The 19,679-nt window shown below is 26.7% G+C and carries 23 protein-coding genes; 13 read left to right on the top strand and 10 right to left on the bottom strand.

The features are described from left to right. Positions 1 to 90: 90 nt before the first annotated feature. The 9 genes from BLT70_RS16975 to BLT70_RS16935 form a co-directional block, all read right to left on the bottom strand. Positions 91 to 549 (bottom strand): pyridoxamine 5'-phosphate oxidase family protein, encoded by a 459-nt coding sequence (locus BLT70_RS16975; protein WP_091897199.1) that lies wholly within the window; start codon positions 547 to 549, stop codon positions 91 to 93. Positions 550 to 630: 81 nt separating this feature from the next. Continuing rightward, positions 631 to 1,848, bottom strand: coding sequence for a metallophosphoesterase (locus BLT70_RS16970; RefSeq protein WP_091897197.1), 1,218 nt, complete (start codon positions 1,846 to 1,848; stop codon positions 631 to 633). 26 nt (positions 1,849 to 1,874) lie between these two features. Continuing rightward, positions 1,875 to 2,171 carry a chaperone modulator CbpM gene (locus BLT70_RS16965; protein WP_091897195.1) on the bottom strand — a complete coding sequence of 99 codons (297 nt, stop codon included), beginning with the start codon at positions 2,169 to 2,171 and terminating at the stop codon, positions 1,875 to 1,877. A gap of 2 nt (positions 2,172 to 2,173) precedes the next feature. Continuing rightward, positions 2,174 to 3,061 carry a DnaJ C-terminal domain-containing protein gene (locus BLT70_RS16960; protein WP_091897193.1) on the bottom strand — a complete coding sequence of 296 codons (888 nt, stop codon included), beginning with the start codon at positions 3,059 to 3,061 and terminating at the stop codon, positions 2,174 to 2,176. An 88-nt stretch (positions 3,062 to 3,149) separates the two neighbouring features. Further along, positions 3,150 to 3,824: an ABC transporter ATP-binding protein gene (locus BLT70_RS16955; protein WP_091897191.1), complete on the bottom strand. Its 675-nt coding sequence runs from the start codon at positions 3,822 to 3,824 to the stop codon at positions 3,150 to 3,152. Position 3,825: 1 nt separating this feature from the next. Then, entirely contained in the window at positions 3,826 to 5,088 is a 1,263-nt protein-coding gene (locus BLT70_RS16950) for an FtsX-like permease family protein (protein ID WP_091897189.1), read from the bottom strand. Next, positions 5,088 to 6,167, bottom strand: a complete 1,080-nt coding sequence (locus tag BLT70_RS16945; protein WP_091897187.1) for an efflux RND transporter periplasmic adaptor subunit — start codon at positions 6,165 to 6,167, stop codon at positions 5,088 to 5,090. The genes BLT70_RS16950 and BLT70_RS16945 overlap by 1 nt, the downstream gene beginning before the upstream one ends. A 14-nt stretch (positions 6,168 to 6,181) precedes the next feature. Next, positions 6,182 to 6,775 (bottom strand): WG repeat-containing protein, encoded by a 594-nt coding sequence (locus BLT70_RS16940; RefSeq protein WP_091897186.1) that lies wholly within the window; start codon positions 6,773 to 6,775, stop codon positions 6,182 to 6,184. A 235-nt stretch (positions 6,776 to 7,010) separates the two neighbouring features. Then, on the bottom strand, positions 7,011 to 7,424 hold the full coding sequence (locus BLT70_RS16935; protein ID WP_091897184.1) for a hypothetical protein: 414 nt from the start codon (positions 7,422 to 7,424) through the stop codon (positions 7,011 to 7,013). A gap of 137 nt (positions 7,425 to 7,561) precedes the next feature. Here BLT70_RS16935 and BLT70_RS16930 point away from each other — a divergent pair, with 137 nt between their 5' ends. From BLT70_RS16930 to BLT70_RS16870, 13 genes are all read left to right on the top strand, one after another. Further along, positions 7,562 to 8,803 (top strand): PAS domain-containing sensor histidine kinase, encoded by a 1,242-nt coding sequence (locus BLT70_RS16930; RefSeq protein ID WP_091897181.1) that lies wholly within the window; start codon positions 7,562 to 7,564, stop codon positions 8,801 to 8,803. Beyond that, positions 8,800 to 9,858, top strand: coding sequence for a response regulator (locus BLT70_RS16925; RefSeq protein ID WP_091897178.1), 1,059 nt, complete (start codon positions 8,800 to 8,802; stop codon positions 9,856 to 9,858). Before BLT70_RS16930 ends, BLT70_RS16925 begins: the two co-directional genes overlap by 4 nt. An 88-nt stretch (positions 9,859 to 9,946) precedes the next feature. Continuing rightward, a complete protein-coding gene (locus BLT70_RS16920; RefSeq protein ID WP_091897175.1) occupies positions 9,947 to 10,789 on the top strand; it encodes a universal stress protein in 843 nt (280 codons plus the stop codon). Between the two features lie 11 nt (positions 10,790 to 10,800). Then, positions 10,801 to 11,187: a hypothetical protein gene (locus BLT70_RS16915; RefSeq protein WP_091897172.1), complete on the top strand. Its 387-nt coding sequence runs from the start codon at positions 10,801 to 10,803 to the stop codon at positions 11,185 to 11,187. A 26-nt stretch (positions 11,188 to 11,213) separates the two neighbouring features. Further along, positions 11,214 to 11,516, top strand: coding sequence for a ribosome-associated translation inhibitor RaiA (gene raiA / locus BLT70_RS16910; RefSeq protein ID WP_091897169.1), 303 nt, complete (start codon positions 11,214 to 11,216; stop codon positions 11,514 to 11,516). A 110-nt stretch (positions 11,517 to 11,626) separates the two neighbouring features. Further along, the gene (locus BLT70_RS16905; protein WP_091897166.1) at positions 11,627 to 12,475 is read left to right on the top strand and encodes a universal stress protein; all 849 of its coding nucleotides are present in this window, start codon (positions 11,627 to 11,629) and stop codon (positions 12,473 to 12,475) included. 18 nt (positions 12,476 to 12,493) lie between these two features. Further along, positions 12,494 to 13,345 carry a universal stress protein gene (locus tag BLT70_RS16900; RefSeq protein WP_091897164.1) on the top strand — a complete coding sequence of 284 codons (852 nt, stop codon included), beginning with the start codon at positions 12,494 to 12,496 and terminating at the stop codon, positions 13,343 to 13,345. 71 nt (positions 13,346 to 13,416) lie between these two features. Beyond that, on the top strand, positions 13,417 to 14,271 hold the full coding sequence (locus tag BLT70_RS16895) for a universal stress protein (RefSeq protein ID WP_091897161.1): 855 nt from the start codon (positions 13,417 to 13,419) through the stop codon (positions 14,269 to 14,271). 146 nt (positions 14,272 to 14,417) lie between these two features. Next, entirely contained in the window at positions 14,418 to 15,269 is an 852-nt protein-coding gene (locus BLT70_RS16890; protein ID WP_091897158.1) for an ATP cone domain-containing protein, read from the top strand. A 3-nt stretch (positions 15,270 to 15,272) separates the two neighbouring features. Then, positions 15,273 to 16,646, top strand: a complete 1,374-nt coding sequence (locus BLT70_RS16885) for an MBL fold metallo-hydrolase RNA specificity domain-containing protein (RefSeq protein ID WP_091897155.1) — start codon at positions 15,273 to 15,275, stop codon at positions 16,644 to 16,646. Positions 16,647 to 16,661: 15 nt separating this feature from the next. After that, complete coding sequence (locus BLT70_RS16880; RefSeq protein ID WP_091897152.1) at positions 16,662 to 17,078, top strand: hypothetical protein; 417 nt, start codon at positions 16,662 to 16,664, stop codon at positions 17,076 to 17,078. Positions 17,079 to 17,178: 100 nt separating this feature from the next. Then, complete coding sequence (locus tag BLT70_RS16875) at positions 17,179 to 17,628, top strand: hypothetical protein (protein ID WP_091897149.1); 450 nt, start codon at positions 17,179 to 17,181, stop codon at positions 17,626 to 17,628. A gap of 12 nt (positions 17,629 to 17,640) precedes the next feature. Next, entirely contained in the window at positions 17,641 to 18,282 is a 642-nt protein-coding gene (locus BLT70_RS16870) for a hypothetical protein (RefSeq protein WP_091897146.1), read from the top strand. A gap of 105 nt (positions 18,283 to 18,387) precedes the next feature. On the opposite strand, the gene BLT70_RS16865 is transcribed toward BLT70_RS16870, so the two are convergent. Continuing rightward, positions 18,388 to 19,461 carry a T9SS type A sorting domain-containing protein gene (locus BLT70_RS16865; RefSeq protein ID WP_091897144.1) on the bottom strand — a complete coding sequence of 358 codons (1,074 nt, stop codon included), beginning with the start codon at positions 19,459 to 19,461 and terminating at the stop codon, positions 18,388 to 18,390. Positions 19,462 to 19,679: the final 218 nt, after the last annotated feature.

The following is a 19,679-nucleotide window of genomic DNA, read 5'->3' as shown; positions in this document are numbered from 1 at the left end:
AATCTATTAATTATTTTAGTTTTAGAATAAAATATAAAGTTTCATCTCACACACTAATCTATATCTTCAGAATAAAGAATTTTAGGAAATTTATGAATGATGAACCCTTCTTTTTCCTGTCATTTCATCAACAGTTACTCTAAAAATAATTGGCGGATGATTTGTATATTTTTTGCTAGAAAAATCACCTACAGAACGCAAACATCTATCTTCTTTTCTTAAGATTATGTCTTTAATTCCTGATGTAAATTCATGTAAATATTTTTTTGCTTCAGAGCCTGTAACCTCTTCATAAACTCCATGAGCTAGAACAGAAATCCAATTATCACAATCTATTATGTTTGAAACTTGTAGAGAAATTTTATTATTTTTTCTCATAGCCATCGTTTTATGCCCTTCATCAGAATAACCAATAATAATATTATTTTTATTAAAAAAATAAGTAATTGGCACTACAAAAGGTCGATCTTTATAAATATAGGCCAGTTGACCAATATAATTATTTGCTAATAGGTGACTGCACTCTTCTTCTTTTAAATTAGTAATCATAACGCAAGTTTTAGGTAATGGAAAAGCTAAGGTATTTGAAATTTTAAAGAAAAAAGCTGATATACATCAGTTTACAAAAATTTATTTCTTCTTTAACTCAAGTAATGTAATTTCTGGTCTCATACCCAATCTACCAGGAAAGCCAACCCAACCTAAACCACGATTAACATATAAATATTTTTCGTTTTCATTATACAAACCAGCCCAATGTTTGTATTGATATTTACTTGGGCTCCATTGCCTTTTTTTGTATTGAAAACCCAATTGCATTCCATGCGTATGACCAGAAAGCGTTAAAGCAATATCTGTTTTTTTAAGTACTTCTTTGCTCCAATGTGTTGGATCGTGTGTTAACAATATTTTAAACGGAATTTCAGTAACATTTTTTACTGCTTTTTGTAGATTTCCATATTGTTTAAAACGAGGTTTTCCCCAATTTTCGACGCCAATAATTGCAATTTTTTCATTGTTCTTTTCAATTATTTCTGATTGATTTAACAAGAGTTTAAAATCAATTCTTTTAAAAAAAGTTTTTATTTTATCAAAATTCTCTTTTTTTTCTTCCTTTGAATTCCATTCGCTATAATCTCCATAATCATGATTTCCTAAAATGGCATATTTGCCTTTTTTAGCAACTAATTTGTCTAAAACCTTTTCCCAACCAATTAATTCCCAAGCATAATTATTAACTAAATCTCCAGTAAAAAAAATAAAATCTGGTTCAGCATCATTTATTACTTTTATTGCTCTGTCTAAAATGTGATATTTATAATTAAAACTTCCTAAATGAATATCAGAAATTTGAACAATTTTTAAACCATTAAAAGATGCAGGTAATTTTTGATGTTTAACAGTAACATGATGCACTTTAAATTTATATACAGCTTTAAAAAAACCATACATTATTACAAAAAATGGCAAAAATCCAGAAAGCAAACCAAATAACGGAACAACAATTAATGATTCCGTTTCAGAAAAAAACTGATTAGAAAAATACATTAGAGAGAAAATAACAACAAAAATAATTTTAGGAATAAAAGAAGAAATTGTTAATCCTGATAAAGCTGAAACTAGCTTGTGTTTTCTTTTAGGTTCAATATCTTCTAAAGTAATTTTCAGCGTTATAATTGAAGCAATTAATCCTATTGTAAAACCCCAAAAAACAATATTTATTGCAGTTTTTAAACCATCCGAAGCAATGATTTGTGTTATAGATTGCAACCAATAAAAAGCTAAAATATCTACGATTAAAATTGCTAAACATAAAAGCAAAATGGTAAATAGAGAGTAGCTTTTCATTAGAAAATATTTAGTTTTCTGGTACTTTATACGTTATCGTAAAAACGAAGTTTATTTTGTAAATCAGTTACTTCTTTTTTTAAAGTATCAACTTGATTTAATAAATTGTAAATTACATCAACACCTTCTAAATTTATGTTTAAATCATAATGCAAACGAATCATTTTTTCAACTTCTGTAATTTGAGTAATTTTAATGTAATCATCATTTTCTGCAACAATAATTTCTATTAATTCGTACTCTTTTAAATCATTCATAAAAGTTTTTGGAATGCTATAATGCTCACAAAATTGCTGTATAGATATTAAATTTTCAGTTTCCATATTTAGCGTTGTTTTTGTAATTCTTTAATTAATTCTTTCTCTTTTTCGTTTAATTTTGTAGGTATTTTAAGTTGATACGTAATATATAAATCACCAAACTGACCTTCTTTTTTGTATTTAGGAAATCCTTTTCCTTTTAGTTTAACTTTGGTACCATTTTCGGTTTCTGGTTTAATGGTCAATTTTACTTTTCCATCAAAAGTATCAACCATAATTTGCCCACCTAATAAAGCCGTATATAAATCTAAATCAACATCTATATAAAGATTGTCTTTATCACGTTTAAATTTGGTGTTATTTATAATAGAAAACTGAATGTATAAATCGCCATTTGGGCCTCCATTTACACCTTTTCCTCCATGACCTTTTATTTTGATGGTTTGGCCGTTTTCTACACCTGCAGGAATTGTAATTCTGATATTTTTTCCATTAACGGTAATTACCTGTTTTTGAGTCTTATAAACATCTTTTAAATGTAATTGAATTTCAGAATTGTAATCTTGTCCTCTAAATTTTGAACTCGTTCGTCTACCAGAAGCTCCACCACCAAACATATCTCCAAAAATATCAGAAAAATCTTCTTGAGAATAACTTCCTTGACTACTTTGAGATCTTCTTTGATAATCTTGTTGACGTTGTTTTTCTTGTTGTTCGTAAGCTTCTCCATTTTCCCAATGTTCTCCATATTTATCGTATTTCTTACGATTTTCTGGATTACTTAAAACTTCATTAGCTTCATTAATTTCTTTAAACTTTTTTTCGGCTGCTTTATCATTCGGATTTAAATCTGGATGATATTTTCTAGCCAATTTTCTGTAAGCTTTTTTAATATCTGCTTCAGAAGCACTTTTGGAAATGCCTAATATTTTATAATAATCTACGAATGCCATTTTCCTTATTTTTTATGATTAAAGAACAATACTAAAAGTAGTATAATTAGATTGTATATAAAATGAGAATTATCAGTTTGCTATTATTTTAGGTAATTATTTTCCCATCTTCCATTGTAATAATTCTGTCTGTTTTTTTTGCAAAATCTTCATCATGAGTAACTATTAAAAGAGATAGTTTTTCTTCTAAACTTAATTTTTTAAAAATATTAAAAACATTTTCTGAGTTATGACTATCTAAATTTCCTGTTGGTTCATCTCCCATAATTATAGAAGGGTTGTTTATTAAAGCTCTTGCAATTGCCACTCTTTGTTTTTCTCCACCAGAAATTTGTGATGCTTTTTTTTTAGCTAAATGCTCTATATTTAATATTTTTAATTTCTGAATTGCATCATTTTCTATTTCTTTAACAGATTTTTCTCCTAATTTTTTAGCAGGAAGCATTACATTTTCTAACACAGAAAATTCTGACAACAAATAATGAAATTGAAAAACAAAACCTATATTTTTATTTCTGATATATGATAATTTGTCTTTACTATCGCCCGTAATTAATTGATTATCTAAATACAATTCGCCTTCATAATCTGTATCCATAGTAGATAAAATGTACAATAAAGTAGATTTTCCGCAACCAGATTTCCCCATAATTGAAGTAAATTCTCCTTTATCAATTTTAAAATTAATATCTTTTAATACATGAAAAGATACAGGCTTTTTAAAATACTTATTAATATATTTTGCTTCTAATACTGTACTCATTTTATTGGCCTCTTATAATTTTAACTGGATCTATTTTTTTAGCTTTTTGAGAAGGTAAAAAACCTGCAAAACAAGTAGAAATGATTGCAAAAGTTAAACCTATTACATAATACCACAGGTTAAAATCTATTGGATATGTTTTTATTCTAGGTAATCCTTCTGTTTCATACGGAATCGTATTAATAATATTCGTAAAAAGCAATCCAAAAAGCAAACCCAAAACACCACCAACAATTCCGATAATTAATGCCTCACTCATAAAGATTATCTGTACATCTTTACCAGAAAAACCGATTGCTTTTAAAATAGCAATGTCATTCATTTTTTCATAAATTAACATGTTTAGAATGTTATAAATTCCAAAACCAGCTACAACTAATAAAGTAATAGAAACCACATACGTTATAAGGTTTCTAATAGAACTACCTGTTTCAAATTGTGCATTTGCAGTATTAATATCTATTGCATTTAAATTAAATTGTTGTTCAATTTTTTTTGCCAATGGTAAGGCTTTATCAATGTCATATAATTTTATATTTATATCTGTAATATAGTTTTTAGCTTCTCCTAAAATAGTTTGAACTGTTTTAATATTAGTAAAGCTTTGAATAGCATCAATATCAGAAACTCCACTTTGATAAATACCAACAATTTTAAGCGGAAAAACAGTTCCATTTACAGTACTTATTTGAACTCTTTCTCCTATTGATAAAGACATTTTTTTTGCAACTCCAGAGCCAATTATGATACTATTTTCTGTGTTTTTTAAATCTTTTGGAGAACCTTCTATTACATAATCTTTAAAATTAAAAAGCCGTGCTTCTTCTATCGGATTTATTCCTGTTAAATTCCCAACAAGTTCTATTGAACCAGAAATGTAAAAAATATTTGTTTTTATTTGCGAAATTGCTCCTTTAACATCTTTATTGTCATTTAAATACTTAATAATGGGCAATGCGTTATGTATTTTTTTCTGATTTAATTTTGGCTTAATAGAATGTACAACATTAAAGCTATTTTTAAAATCATCATACAAAGAAATGGGTTGTTGCTTAGAGGGTTCAATTTCATTATAAACATGAATATGTGGTGTTTGGTTTAGAATTAAATCATCTAATACATTGTTTAAACCCGTCATAAAACTAGCCAAAGTAATATAAGATGTAATACCAAAAGTAACGCCTAAAGCTGCAACAGCAGTTTGCTTAAACTTTGTTAGCAAATGCTTTTTTGCAATGTTTAAAAGAACTTTCCAATTAACCATTATTCTGGTTTATAAATTATTGTGTTTTTAGAAATTCCAGAAATTACCTCTACAAATTCCATGTTTTGTAAACCTGTTGTAATTTTTACAATGCCATTATCTGTTTTTACTTTATCAGCATCAATTAGATAGTCTTTAGGAATTGTAAGTACAGCATCTTTTTTAGAAATGATAATATTTGCTTCGCCAGAAAGCCCTGGATACAATGTTTTCGGAACTTTGTCAAACAAAGCTTCAACCTTAAAAGTTTGATTTCTTGTGTCTTTTATAGGATAAATTTTAGATACTTTTCCTGTAAAAATTTGACCACTATAAGCGTCTAAATTTATAATTACTTCTTGATTTTCTGATATTTTTACAATATCAACTTCATCAACCAACAATTCTATCACAAAATTAGTTGCGCTACCAATTTTGGCTAGAGGTTCTGTTGTAGAAACAATTTCTCCTGGTTCTTTAAATAGCGCATAAACTTTACCATTTATAATACTTTTTACAGTAAAATCTTTGGTGTTTATTAATGAAGATTCATAATTGTTTTGAGCTTGTTTTAAGGCTGTTTTTAATTCGTTTTTTGTTCTGTTATATTTACTTTCTAAAAGTTGTAAACTATTTTTAGATAACTCAAAATTTAACTTTTTTGTTTCAAATGCTACTTTAGAACCAATTTTCTGATTCCAAAGATTTTTTTGTCGATAAAAATTAATTGAATCGTTTTTATAGGTAAGATTTGCAGCAATAATTTCTTCTTCAATTCCATCTAAAATAGCAGCACTTCCTGTATAGTTTTCTTTTGCTAAACCTACCATAAGTTTGGCGTTTTCGGTATTTAATTTAGGCATATTATTTACCACCTTAATTAACGGTGTTTCTTTAAAAACCAAATCGCCTTCTTCTACTAAGTTTTTTTCTAAAATCCCAGCCACAGAAGCGTAAACTTGGTATAAACTGTCTGGCTGAATCGTTACAGAAGAATACACAGATTCGGTCATATTTCTACTTTCTGGAACCGTTTTTTCTTCTTTTTCAGCACAAGAAATACAAAAAAAAAGGAAACAAATTACGCTTATTCTTTTCATAAAAATTAATTAGTTTATAATTTTTTAAGCTCCCATTTATTATCTTTTCCTAAAACTGCAATTAAATTTTTAGTTAGAAACTTACTATTTATTTTTGGTGGATTTTTAATATATTCTTTAGAAAGAATAATACCTTTTGGTTCCGTTAAAGAGAATTTAACTTCACCAGATTTATTAATTAAAATCTCTGTAATTTCATAACTTACTACTTGTTTGTTTAACACATCTTTGCCTAATAAATTTTTATAAACATGAATTACAATTGCAAATTCTTCATTAAAATTTGCAGCATTTAAATACAAAGGTTCAACTACTGTTTTTCCTGATGTATCTATAAATCCGAAGTAAGAAATCCCGTCTTTTTTTTCTGAAATTAAACATCTTTCATTTACAAATATTGGATACTTTTCTTTGTTAGTTTCTGTTAAAACTAAATCGTCTCTAAAATCGATAACAATGTTTCCTTTTTGATTGATAAATGCCCATTGATTTCCTTTTTTTACTGCAGAATAGCCTTCATTAAAAGGAGAAACATAATCTAACTTATCTGTGATTTGAGAAAATCCTAAAAACGGAATTAAGAAAAATAATATGATTGCTTTTTTCATGATCAAAAAATTTAAAATTCAGTAAATAAAGGTATTACAGTTTTAAAAAAAGTAAAATGACCTTCATCAGTTAGCATAAAAAACACTGTTTTTTAGCAAATTATTTTTAAAATTTCAAGTCTGAATCAACAACCTCGACCCAAGGGTACGATGTGTGCTTACGAAACTAATATTTTGTATTTCAAAGCAAGCCTTGAGGAATTAAATCCTTGGCTATAGCCCTGCGATAAACTTATCAATCCGTTTTCTTAAATTCGATACTAAGTTTTGCAACCAACATTAATTCCGATTTATTTAAATCTGCAACTGATGCTGCAATTTTAGTTGCTGTTTGTATAATAAGACTTTTAGTTTCTTCTGTAAATAAAGAAGGATGCTCTCTTTTAAAGTCAATAAACTCGTTATAACAAGTTTTAGAATCAGAAAAACCTTCGTTATTTAACCAATCGAAAACGGTTTCAATTTGATATGCTGCATCAGAATGAAAATCATCATCAATATGATCAATTTTAGTCCATTTATTTTTTACAGTTTCTTTTAAAACATTAAACTCAACATCCTCTACAACATTATCTGCTGCTGCAATTGCATAAAATAATTTACCAAGGTTTTCGTAAAAAGAAATAATTGTGTTTTGTGATGGTTTCATAATCAAGAATTTATGAATATGAGTAAAAATAGATTATATAACGTTATTAAATTATGATATTAATCATAATTAACTATAATTTTCTGTAAAAATGTAGTATTTTTATTTCCTTATTAAATCTGATAATTATAGCTAAAATGTTAAATAAAGAACAAGATGTTTTTAACGTACTTTTTGAAGCTGTGTCTGAAGGTGTTGTTGTTGTAGACGACCAACAAAACATAGTTTCTGTAAATTCTTCTGTAGAAAAAATGTTTGGTTATGAGAAAAATGAACTTCTAGAAAAAAAATTAAATGTTCTAATTCCTAAAGATTATCATGCTGGTCATGGAGCTCATTTTAATGGGTTTATGAAGCATAAAGAAAAAAGACAAATGGGAAACGGGCGCGATTTATATGGCGCTAGAAAAAATGGCGATATTTTTCCGTTAGAAGCTGGTTTAAATCCGTTTGAAATTTATGGAAAAACTTTTATAATGGCTTTAATTATAGATATTTCTGTTAGAAAAAGGCAAGAACAAGAAATCTATAAATTAAATGAAGAATTAGAAAAAAAGGTTAGTGAAAGAACAAAAGAATTAAGAAAAACTGTTAATGAATTAAAGGCAGTAAATCTTGAGCTAGATGAAGAAAACCATAAAAGAATAGAAGCAGAAAATCAAATTAAAGATGCTTTAAAAAAGGAAAAAGAACTAAATGAATTAAAAACAAAATTTTTATCGTTAGTTTCTCATGAATTTAAAACACCTTTAAGTGGTATTTTAACATCAACAATATTATTAGGAAAATATAAATTAGCAGAACAACAAGAAAAAAGAGATAAGCATTTAGGTACCATTACCAATAAAGTACATTATTTAAATAATATTTTAAACGATTTTTTATCCGTAGAAAAGTTAGATACAGGTAAAATAAATTACAAATTTCATACTTTTAGATTAAGTAAAGTTTTAGATGAAGTAATTTATAATGCTAACATGCTTTTAAAAGAAGGACAAAGAATTAAATATCCAGAAAATATTGATGAAATTTCTTTAACACAAGATGAAAAAACAATTGAACTTGCGCTATCTAATTTAGTAAATAATGCTATTAAATATTCGCCAGAAAATACAGATATTGACATTAATATAACTCAAGACAAACAATATACTACAATTAAGATTAAAGATAACGGAATTGGAATTCCAGAGGAAGATCAAAAAAATATATTTAACCGTTATTTTAGAGCAGAAAATGCATTATTAACACAAGGAACAGGAATTGGCTTAAATATTATTAAAAGCCATTTAGAAAATTTAGGCGGAACAATTACCTTTGAAAGTAAAGAAAATATTGGTTCTACTTTTACCATGAAGATTATTAACACAGCAAAATGAAAAAAATACTACTAATTGAAGACGATTTAATTTTAAGAGAAAACACATCAGAACTTTTAGAATTAGCAAACTACGAAGTTATAAATGCACCTAATGGTAAAATTGGTGTAGAAGTAGCTAAAGTTGCTTTGCCAGATATTATTGTTTGCGATATTATGATGCCAGAACTAGATGGTTATGGCGTGTTACAAGCTTTACACACAAATGAAAGCACACATCATATTCCTTTTATTTTTTTATCAGCAAAAACAGAAAGAAAAGATGTTAGAAAAGGAATGGATTTAGGTGCTGATGATTATATTACAAAACCTTTTAACGAAGATGAATTAATTAGTGCTATTGAAAGTAGATTAGCAAAAGCTGCAATATTAAAAGATCTTAGAGAAAAAAAGGAAGAGAAAAAAGTAGTAATAGAAGAAAAAGAATCAATAAGAAATTTAAATGATTTAAAAAATTATTTTGATGATAATGGCGAAATTTTTCATTTTGCTAAAAATCAAATTATATACCAAGAAGGCAATAACTCTAATTACATTTATTTAATAATTAGTGGTCTTATAAAATGCCATAAATTAGATGAACAAGGTAAACAACTAACAACGGCTTTATATAAAGAAGATGATTTGTTTGGTTATACATCTTTTACACAAAATTTATCATATCAAGAATCTGCAACTGCCATTAAAGATTCAGAATTGGTTGGTCTTTCTAAAAAAGCATTAACAAATGTTTTAAACAAAAACCATCAAGTAACTTTAGAATTAATAGAATTACTAACAGAAGATTTAGCGGTTGTAAAAAATCAGCTTTTACAAATGGCTTACAGTTCTGTAAGTAAAAAAACTGCAAATACAATTTTAAAATTTGTAGAAAAATTGAATAGCAAGCCAGAAGAACAAATAAGAATTTCTAGAAACGATTTAGCTAGTGTTGCTGGTATTGCAACCGAAACTTTAATAAGAACATTATCTAACTTTAAAAAACAAAATATTATAGAAATTGAAGGTAGAAATATTAGAATTTTAGATTTAGAAAAACTAAAAGACATCTATTAGTTTTTAGCTAATTAGAGCCAATATGACCAATATCATTTTTTAAAAAGCCCTGTAACGATAAATTTGTCTAACTCTAAGACGAATTTAAATGAAGACGATTTTATTACCCACAGATTTTTCTGATAATTCTTGGAATGCTATTGAGTATGCTTTAAATTTTTATAAAGACTCAACTTGCAACTTTTATTTATTACATATTAATAGATTAAGTAACGTAGCTACTACCGATTACCCATATATTCCTACAGAAGATGTTATTGTAGATATTTATATAAAACCGGCTAAAACGCAATTAAAAGCGCTTCTAAAAAAAATATCAGAGAATTTTCCAAAAAATAAAAAACATAAATTTCACACATTAACAGAAAGCAATTTCTTTATAGAATCTATAAGAAATAACGTCGAAGAAAAAAAAGTAGATGTTATTGTTATGGGTACAAAAGGTGCTTCTGGATTAAGTAAATTTATTATTGGCAGCAATACAGGCGATGTTATTACTAAAGTAAAATGCACAACACTTGTTGTACCAGAAAATGCAAAATATAAAAAACTAGAAGAAGTAGCTTTTCCTACGGATTTTTCTTTATCTAACAATTTACAAGTATTACAACCAATTGCAGAAATTTTAGAAGAAACTAGCTCTTCATTAAGAGTGCTTAATATTAGTAAAAAAGATTCTGTATTAAATAGAGATCAACAAAAAAGCAAAGAATTATTAGAAGATTATTTTTATAATTACAAACATAGTTTCCATTTTTTAACTAATAAAAAAGTAGAAGATGCCGTGCAATGTTTTGTAGAAAGTAGAAATATAGATTTAATAGCAATGGTTGCAAAAAACCTAAATTATTTTCAACAAATATTATTTCACACTAAAGTAGAGGAAATTAGTTATCATACAGATGTTCCTTTCTTAGTTCTTCATGAATAAAAACAAAGGTTATGGATAGTTCAATTTTTTTAGCAAAGTTTTGGGGATATTATTTACTTATCTTTTTCGTTATTTTGAGCTTTAATCCAAAAAGGATAAGACAGATATTTAATGATTTAGAAGATCAAAAATTCTTGATTATTTTATCATTTTTATCAATTATAATTGGGTTGTTAAACATTCTATTTCATAACATTTGGGAACCTAATTGGAAACTTATAATTACACTAATTGGTTACACATCTTTAGTAATTGGTTTATCTCTTTTTATTATTCCGAAACAGACAATCAATTGGTTAAAATTTGTAAACATAAAATTTGTACAAGTAATATATACATTACTTTTTCTAATAGGATTATACCTTTTAAACATTGGGTACGCAATCATTTTAATTTAATTTTAATAACTTAAAAATCCATAATTATGAACGTAAACATTCAATTCATTAACATGACAACAAGTGAAACTATGGAAGCTTATACTATTAAAAAGTTAGATAGTTTGGTTAAAAAGTTTGAGAAAATTATTAGTGCAAACGTAGTTTTTAAAAAAGAAAAAAACTCTAAAGATAAAGGAACGATTTGCGAAATAGAATTAAGCGCTCCTGGACCAAGATTGTTTGCTTCTTCTGATGAAAAAAATTATGAACTTGCTGTAAAAAACACAATTTCTGACTTAGAAATTCAATTAAAAAAGAGAAAAGGAATAGCAAAACCTTATTTGTAATTTGTAAATACAGATTTTAAATATTTATTATTCTTATCATAACATGATGTAGATCATTGTCTTAGTGCAAAAATAGGTATAAATTTAGATATGCCTTAAAAACACTTACAATGAAAAAGATATTAATTCCTATCGATTTTTCTAAAAACTCAATAAATGCTATCAACTATGCTTTAGCGTTGTTTAAACATGAGTTTTGTAAGTTTTATATTTTAAATGCATATCAAGAAGATATTAATTTAAGCAATGCGCCTATTACTAAAGAAGTAATTAATGAGGTTATTAGAACTGCAGGTAAAGACTCTCAATTACAACTAAAAAATACGCTAAAGCAAATTAAAAAGCTTTCCCAAAACTCTAAACATCTATTTAAAATTCTATCTGCCAATAACATTCTTGTTGATGAGGCAGATAGAGTTGTAGAAGAAAAAAACATAGATCTCATTGTTATGGGAACTCTGGGCAAAACAAATAATAAAAAACTAACGTTTGGAAGCCACACACTACAAGTTTTAAAATATGTTAGATGTCCTGTTTTAGTAATTCCTCAAGGTTATACTTATAAAAAGCCCAATCATATTCTTTTTGCTACAGATTACAGCATGCCTTATCAACAAAGAGAATTAGCGCTTTTAAATGAAGTAGCTTCTGATTATAAATCAACAATCGATATACTTTATATATCAGACAGTGGCTCTTTATCTGTTAGGCAAGAAGGCTACAAATCTTTTATTAAAGAAAACTTAAAAAACACAAAAATTCATTTTAAAATAACAAAAGATAAAAATATCTCGAACGAAATTAATAAGTACATAGAAGATTATGAAACAGATATTTTAGTTATGATAAATAGAAGACATTCTTTTTTAGAAAACATACTTTTTAAAGATAATATTGATAAAATAAGTTTATCAATAAAGATTCCTTTTTTAGCATTACAAAACATGAGACGTACTTAATTATTAAAAATAAACATTATGAAAAATATACTTTTACCTACCGATTTTTCTGATAATTCTTGGAATGCAATTCAATATGCAGTTGAATTGTTTAAAGATGAAAAATGTAATTTCTTTTTACTAAACACGTATACACCCATAATTTATGATGTAGAATACATGAATGTAGGTGCTGCAAGTTTTGGTTTAATTGATGCAATGAGAGAAGCATCAGAAAAGGGTGTTAGTAAACTTCAAAAGAAAATTGAAAAAAAATATGTGAATTCTGATCATAAATTTATTCAAATTTCTTCATTTAACACCTTAACCTTCGAAATTCAAGAACTTTCTGAAGCCAAACCAATGGATTATATTGTAATGGGTACAAAAGGTGCAACTGGTTTAGATGAAGTTTTATTTGGTTCAAATACAGTGCATGTAATTAAAAAGGCAAAATGCCCAGTATTAGCAATACCTAGTGGTTTTAGTTTTGAAGCTCCAAAAGAAATCTTATTTCCATCTGATTATGAAATTTCTTTTAAGAAAAAACAAGTAAAACCAATTGTAGATATTGCTCTTTCTCAAACTTCAAAAGTTCATGTTTTAAATGTGTCTTATGGTTATGATTTATCTGAAAAACAAGAAAAAAATAAACAAAAACTAAATACGTTATTCAATACTATTTCTCACGTATTTCATAGCGTACCTGATCAAAATGTAACAGAAGCTATTTCTGAATTTCAACAAAAAACACGCGTTAATTTGTTGGTGATGATTAATAATAAGCATTCTTTTTTCGAAAACTTATTTTTTAAATCAAAAATTAAAGAAATCGGTTTTCATTTAAATGTTCCTTTTTTGGTAATTCCTTCAAATACAAAAAAGGACTAAGTTGACTTAGATCATTTTATATTTTTAGATTATTAATTATAATTACATCAGCATATTTAACAACTCATATTATGAAACGTAAAATATTATTACCAACAGATTTCTCTAAAAATTCTTGGAATGCTATAGAGTATGCTCTAAAATTATTTAAAAATGATGAATGTGTTTTTTACTTTTTAAATGTATTTACTGCAACACAAAATGTTTATGACATTCTAATAAACTTTGAACCTGGAAGCGAATTATACGAACTTTCAAAAGCAAAATCTGAACAAGGTTTAGTACGAATTTTAGATGTCTTAGATGTTGAAGGTTATAAAAACCCAAAACATCATTTTGAAACCATTTCTACTTTTAATTATCCTTTAGAAGCCATCAAAAATATTGTGGAGCAGAAAGATATAGAAATGATTGTAATGGGCACAAAAGGAGAAACAAATTCAACACAAATTGCTTACGGTAGAACTGCAATTTATGTTATGGAAAAGGTTAGAAATTGCCCCGTAATTGTGGTTCCAGAAAAAGCAAACCACACCTTACCAAAAGAAATTGTTTTTCCAACAAGTTATAAAACACATTATAAAAGACGAGAGTTAATTTATCTGATAGAAATAGCTATAAAATGTGATGCTAAAATTGCAATCTTACATGTTTCTGAAGAAGAAAAATTAACTAATAATCAAATAGAAAACAAGCAATTGCTTACAGAAATTTTTGAAGATGTTTCCTGTTCATTTCATGAGTTAAAATATAACTCAGTAGAAGCTGCAATAAATATTTTTATTGAAAGTAGAGATAGTAATATGGTGGCATTTATTAATAAAAAGCATTATTTTTTTGGTAGTGTTTTAACACAACCTCTTGTAAAAGAAATGGGCTTTCATTCTAATATTCCAATATTAGTAATGCACGATTTAAGAAACTAAAACAAGATAAAAAATACAAAAAATTTAGTTAGAAAGTAAATTAGAACAATTGAAACAGCAGTTATAACACCTAATTATCAAGCAAAAAAATAGATTAGAGATTTCTTTAAATCAAATTAATTTAGTTTCATTTTTTGATTTTAAATATGAACGATAAAGATATAAGCATCATAAAATATTCTGGAGAAAAAGTAAAATTTTCTGCTAATAAGCTCTACAATTCATTAAAAAAAACTGGAGCAGAAGATGTTGTTATAAATCAAATTATAGAGAAAGTTAAAGATGAATTATATGAAGGGATTTCTACAAAAGAAATTTATGATAGAGCATTTTCATTACTCAAAAAACAGGAAAATTGTTTAGCTTCTAAATACAAATTAAAAAAAGCAATATACGAATTAGGTCCAACTGGTTTTCCTTTTGAAAGGTTTGTTGCAGCAATCTTAAAACATTCTGGCTACAATGTAGAAGTAGGTCAAATTTTAAATGGTAAATGCGTTACTCATGAAATAGATGTTACTGCAAATAAAAATAATGAAACTACAATTATAGAATGTAAGTTTCACAGCGAACAAGGTTTTAATTGTAATGTAAAAGTTCCGTTATATATTAACTCTCGTTATTTAGATGTTAAATCATTTTGGGATAAAAGCAGTAAAATTCAAAATAAACTAACAGCAGGTTGGGTTGTAACAAATACAAGGTTTACAGAAGATGCTTTAAAGTTTGGTAACTGTTGTGGCTTGTATTTATTAAGTTGGGATTATCCTAAAGGAAATGGTTTAAAAGACAGAATAGATCGCTTAGGATTATACCCAATAACAGTATCAACATTACTTACAAATAGAGAAAAACAGTTTCTATTAAATAGAAATGTAGTTTTATGTAGAGAGTTAATTGAAGACTTTTTTTTCTTAGATCATTTAGGTATTTCTAGCATCAGAAAAGATAAAATACTAAATGAATTTAAGCAATTGTGTAACAGTAAAAATCACTAAACGATGGATCATTTTGCTAAAATAAAATTCTTAGGAGCTTCTGGAGTTGTAACAGGCTCAAAATTTTTGATTGAAACTTCAGAAAAAAACATATTGATAGATTGTGGTATGTTTCAAGGTTTAAAAGAACTTAGAGAATTAAACTGGAAAGATTTACCTGTAGCTGTTAAAAAGATTGATGTTGTGCTTTTAACGCATGGTCATTTAGATCATGTTGGTTATTTACCAAGACTAGTTAAACAAGGTTTTACAGGCAAAATTATTGGTACAGCACCCACATTAGCAATTGCAGAAATTATATTAAATGATAGTGCTAAAATTAATGAAGAAGATGCAGAAAAAGCGAATAGAGAACATTATTCTAAACACGAACCTGCATTGCCTTTTTACACAGTTGAAGATGCCGAAAAAACTATAAATCTATTTAAAGTAGAAGTTGAAAATAAATGGATTGATTTATCAGAAAATATTAAATATCGTTTTCAATATAATGGTCATATTATTGGCGCAACTTTTATAGAATTAGATATTCACGGAAAACGTTTTGTGTTTTCTGGAGATATTGGCAGAAGCAATGATTATCTTTTAGAGAATCCGAAAACGCCAGAATGGGCAGATTTCTTATTTATTGAATGCACTTATGGTAATAAATTACATCCAAAAGAAGATGTAGAACAAAAGTTAGCAAACATTATTATTGATACAATTTACAACAAAGGAAATCTAATCATTCCGAGTTTTGCCGTAGAACGTATGCAAACATTGATGTACATTTTATGGAAATTATACAAAGAAAACAAGATTCCGAATATTCCAATTTTTGTTGATAGCCCAATGGGAGAAAAAGTTTTAGAAGTTTTTAAACGATTTCCAGCCTGGCATAAATTACCAATTGAAGACTATAATGCAATGTGTAATCACATAAATATTGTTCAATCTTTTAAAGAAACTTGGGAAACGATTGATAATAAAAGATCTAAAATTATAATTGCTGGAAGCGGAATGGTAACCGGAGGAAGAGTTTTAACGTATTTGCAACAATTGATAGATGAGCCTTCTACAACTGTTTTATTAGTAGGTTATCAAGCAGAAGCAACTCGTGGAAGACAACTTTTAGAAGGTGCTCATGAAATTCGCTTTTACGGTAAATATTATCCTGTAAAAGCAACGATTAAAACCATAGAAAGTTTGTCTGCGCATGGCGATCAGCAAGATTTATTAAATTGGATGAAGAACATTAAAAACATCCCAGAAAAAGTGTATTTAATTCATGGAGAACCAACTGCTTTAGATGCTTTTAGAGTAAAAATAAAAGACACTTATAATTGGCAAGCAACTATACCTAAACTAGATAGTGTTGAGGAAGTTGTAATTTAATTAACATCAAACAAAATGGAAACAAAAAATATTTTTAAAAGTTTTAATGAAAAAAAATCTATTGAAGAATTAAAGTACAATATGCTTCAATTTAAAACAAAAATAGAAGAAGAGCTTATTGAATATAAATTCTATGAAAACCTCATAGAAGCATCAATCTATAAAACGAATGCAATTAATTTATTTGAAAACTTAGAGCTATTTAAAAAAGAAATTAATGCAACAGAAAATGAAGCTTCAGACTTGTTTATAGAAATTAATTTACACTCAAACTCAATTTCAAATAAGATTGAATGTGATGATTTATTTTGTGATAATTTTTTTATTAAAAGGCATGATGAATTAGAAGAAAAAACACATAATTTCTTTATTAAATGCACAAAATTTAAAATTCAGTTTTTTCAATATCTAGAAAGTGTAATAATTAATTAAAAACCTATAACAAACTGATAATTATCAGTTTATATTTTAATTTTTAAATATAACTTAGTAGCACAACTTTTTTTATAATCTTAATTTTATAATTGTAATTATGAAAACAACACCTATAAATACAAACTATATTGAATGGTTAAGTGCAGAAGAAATGCACAATAACTCTAAAGAATGGCTTTTAGAATTAGAGTTTTTAAATGATGAATATTTATTTTTTGAAGACCTAATAAAATGGAATACGCTTCAATTAATTGATTTTCAAGCATACTCTAAAAGTAAAGAAATTGTTGAAAATTTTAGCAAGTCTAAAAATACAAATGACACCTTAATTAAATTGATTAAAAAACATGAAAATGAGCTGGAAATTTTAGTTGATGGAATAGATCAACCAAAAGAAGAAACAGCATATAAAAAAGAGCATAAAGCCCTTTTAATTTCATTTAAAAATCATTTAAAAGAACACAGAGCATTAAAGTCAAGTTTATTTGATATTCTAAAAAAAATTAAGAAATCAGAAAAGCAAAATAGAATCATAGATGTAGAATAAAATCACCACAAGATGAAAAATTTTCTTTTTTTACTATCGGCATTATTATTAATGAATTGCAGCACAACAGAACTTGTAGATGTTTGGAAAAATCCTGCAATAGATTCACTTGTAATATCTAAAGTATTAATTGTTGGTATGACATCAAATATTGAAGCTAGAAAAGAATTTGAGCAAAAACTAAAAAAAGAATTTGAATCAAGAGGTATAGAAGCTGTTATGAGTTTAGAGTTATTTGAGCCAACATTTACAGCCGAAAAAAAATCTAAAGAAGAGTTAAGAATTGTTGAGAAAATTTTAGCAACCAGTTATTTTGATGCTATTTTATTTACAAAAATTAAAGGAATAGAAAATAAAACAGTTTATACAAAAACATTTAAAAACAAAGAGCATTTAGATATTAGGTTTAAAGATGATTATTATAAAAATCAAGAAATTTTTTACAATCCAGATTACTATAAAAAGTTTGATATTTACCATGCAGAAACTTCTTTGTATTGCATTTGCCCTGTAAAAGAAAGAGAGTTAATGTGGAAAGGTTCTATAGATATTATTGATCCTTCTTCTACAGAAGAAACTGTAAATGATTATGTAAACTTGTTAATATTTGCTCTAGAAGAAGAAAATGTTTTAAAGAAAATAGCGGTAGAATAAAGTTGTAAAAAGAATATTTTGGGTTTTTAAAGCTGATGAAAAGACGAAAGTTTTTGGGCTTAAAAATCCAATTTATGTTTAGCAAACAAATTAACCAACCTTCAATTATTCAACAACAAATTTTAAAACTTTTGTAGTAATTGTATCTTTTTTAAAGACCACAAAATACATTCCTTTAGAAAGTTCAGAGACGTTTAATTTATTTTGATGTAAGCTGTTTTTGATAAAAATTTGTCTTCCAAAAGTGTCATAAAGTTCTACAGAAGTATAAGTATCAGAAGTTACATTTTTAAAATTCACTTCATGCGATGCTGGGTTTGGAAACAACACAATTTGATCTGCGTTACTTGTTAAATCATCTACAGAAAGTGATCCCGTAATTTCTTCAATGCTAAAATCTGCAAATTTTACAATTTCGTCTTGCAAATCTGCTGGACTGTTTAAACTTCTGTAAATTCCCCATTTTGGTCTTGCAAATTCAGCGCCATCTTGCCACATATCAACAGAGTTATTCGCATACGTAAAAATAACTTGACTGGTTGCAATATTTTTTATTTCAATTTCGTAACGACCAACGTCACCAAAAGTAATTTTCTCATAAACTTCTACCCAATTTCCTCTAAACAAATCTAAATCTGCAGTTTTTAATGTATTTTGATCGTTCGTTGGCGTATATCTTAACTCTAATCTATCTGGACTCGATTTTCTTAAGGTTAATGTAATCATTGGTATTGATTCGTAAGAACCGCCAACAGATTTTATTTGATGAATATGTGTAAAACTTGTGGATGGTTTAAAAGTATCACTTATTTTAAACTTCCATTTATATGCTACAGTTTCGCCAATAGTTGCTTTTAAATTTTCTGGTGATGAGTCGTAAGATTTAATCTCTGTTCTTTGTCTATCAAAAGTTTTACAACGGTCGTTATCAGGAGAAACATGTGCATAAAAACGAAATACATTTTTATTTAAATCAGTATCAAAAACCTCATCTATATGTCTACCAAAAGTTGTGTGAACACAATCTGGCACTTCAATAACATCTTTTCCTGCATTTGCTAAAATCGAATTAATTAACTCGTAAGTATTACCTGGACCATTTGCTTCTAATATAACTTGACTAGAAATTCCTTGATAAATCAAGATAAAAATGAACGATAAAAAGATGCTTTTTTTCATAATTGTAATTGGTTAACCAATTTAGGTTTCCAAATATACACTAAAAATAATTGTTAATTGAGAATTATATAAAACCAAATTATTCTGATAATCATAACCTTATATATAGTACTAATAATTAAATACAGTTTTTATAAAGATGATAGTAAGCATGCAATAACTATCAAATATCATTTGATAAGGTTGTTTTAAAAAATTATTAATTAAGAGTTTTAGAT

Source organism: Polaribacter sp. KT25b, assembly GCF_900105145.1.
Classification (GTDB): domain Bacteria; phylum Bacteroidota; class Bacteroidia; order Flavobacteriales; family Flavobacteriaceae; genus Polaribacter.
Note: the sequence above shows the minus strand (reverse complement) of the source record. Positions and strands in the feature narration are given on the sequence as shown.